Origin of the sequence: uncultured Streptococcus sp. (genome assembly GCF_938036805.1) — a bacterium.
Taxonomy (GTDB): domain Bacteria; phylum Bacillota; class Bacilli; order Lactobacillales; family Streptococcaceae; genus Streptococcus.
This window is the reverse complement of record NZ_CALHWC010000149.1, coordinates 1-1,928: the sequence shown is the minus strand read 5'-3', so window position 1 is coordinate 1,928 and position 1,928 is coordinate 1. Positions and strand designations below refer to the sequence as shown.

Sequence of the window (1,928 nt, the reverse complement as noted above, 5' to 3'; positions counted from 1 at the left end):
GGATTAACCTCGGTAATCCCAATCATGGTCGCAACAAAGCTGGATCCGACAGACCCCCGCGAACCTACCAGATAGCCCCGCTCGTTGGAGCGTTGCACCAACATCTGCGAAGCCAGATAAATCACGGCGAAACCATTCCCCAAGATAGAGGTCAGCTCTTTTTCGATCCGCAAGTCTACGATATCCGGCAGCGGATTGCCATAAATCTCAAAGGCTTTTTGATAGGTCAGCTCGGCAACTGTCTCCTCAGCCTTGTCGATGAAAGGCGTATAGAGGTCGCCCTTGACTACCTCAACCGGCTCAAAAATCTCCGCCAGCTGATTCGGATTGGTGATAACTAGCTTCTTAGCCAAGTCCTCGCCCAGGAAGGCAAATTCGTCCAGCATCTCATTGGTAGTCCGGAAGTGAGCCTTAGGGAGCGGCGCAGGCTGAGCATTTTCACCATGACCAATGGTACGGTTAATCATGGCTCCCTGACCGAGACTACGGACGATAATCTCACGATAGATTTCTTCCTCCGGCTCGATATAGTGGACGTTTCCCGTCGCAAGGACAGGCTTGCCCAAGCGATCTCCGACCTCAATCAGATTGCGAATAATGGTCTGCAGTTCTTCTTGATCCTTGATCTGCTCCTTGGCAATCAACGGTTCATAGATAGCCGGTGGCATGACCTCGATAAAGTCATAATACTTGGCCACTTCGACAGCCGCATCCACCCCCTGAGAGACAACAGCATCATAGACTTCGCCTTCTGAGCAGGCCGAGCCCAGAATCAGGCCTTCACGATGGGCATCCAGCACGGTCCGTGGAATCCGAGGGACACCTTCAAAATACTTGGTATTGGACAGACTGACTAGTTTGAAAATATTCTTGAGACCCGTCTGATTTTTCACATAAATAGTCGCATGCTTGACCCGAGCCTTCTTGTAAGAATTCTCATCGACCAGATCCGTATTCAAATCCTTGAGATTGGTCACACCATGCTTTTCGGCCACATCCTTGATAAAGATAAAGAGGAGACGGCCAGTCGCTTCCGCGTCATAGTTGGCCATGTGGTGGTGCTCCAGAGCAATCTGGAAACGCTTGGTCAAAGGCCCCAGACCATGACGCTTGTACTCTGGATAGAGGTTGCGGGCAAATTCCAATGTGTCAATGACCGGCTGAGTAATTTTTGGCAGACCATGCCGCTCATAGTTGACATTCATAAAGCCCACGTCAAAGGTAGCATTATGGGCAACGAGAACACTGTCCTGGCAAAATTCCTGAAACTCTTTCAGCACTTGCTCTAGCGGTTTGGCATTGCGGACATGCTCATCTGTAATCCCTGTCAAGTCCGTCGTAAAGGCCGACAGAGGATGCCCCGGATTGATAAACTCATCAAACTCAGCGATGATATTGCCCTTGTGCATCTTGCTGGCAGCAACCTGAATCAAGTCATTGTAAACCGCCGAAAGCCCTGTTGTTTCCACGTCAAAGACTACATAGGTCGCATCGCTCAGCTCCATGTCCACTTCATTGTAGACGATAGGTACTCGATCTTCTACAATATTGGCCTCCATACCATAAATCAGCTGAATGCCAGCCTTCTTGGCAGCTTTGTAGCCATGGGGAAAGCTCTGCACATTGCCATGGTCAGTAATGGCGACAGCCTTGTGGCCCCACTTAGCTGCCGTTGCCACGATTTCCTCCACCTCAGGCAGGGCATCCATCGTAGACATATTGGTATGGGCATGAAACTCAACCCGTTTCTGCCCCTCAGGCATCAAGTCCTTGCGCTCATAGTGGGTAACTTCCTGGACATCCTGTACATTCATGGTCAGGTCACGAGTGAAGTTGTTCATCTCCACATTTCCGCGCACGCGCAACCAGGCGCCTTTCTTAATCATGTCAAACTTCTTGGCTTCTTCTTCGTTTTTCATCCATTTCTG

Annotated in this window: 1 protein-coding gene; it reads right to left on the bottom strand. The window is 50.1% G+C overall.

The window, feature by feature from the left end; translation table 11 throughout:
* Window positions 1–1,928: PolC-type DNA polymerase III (locus tag Q0191_RS06125; protein WP_297664776.1), on the bottom strand; the 1,928-nt coding region annotated here is incomplete at both ends.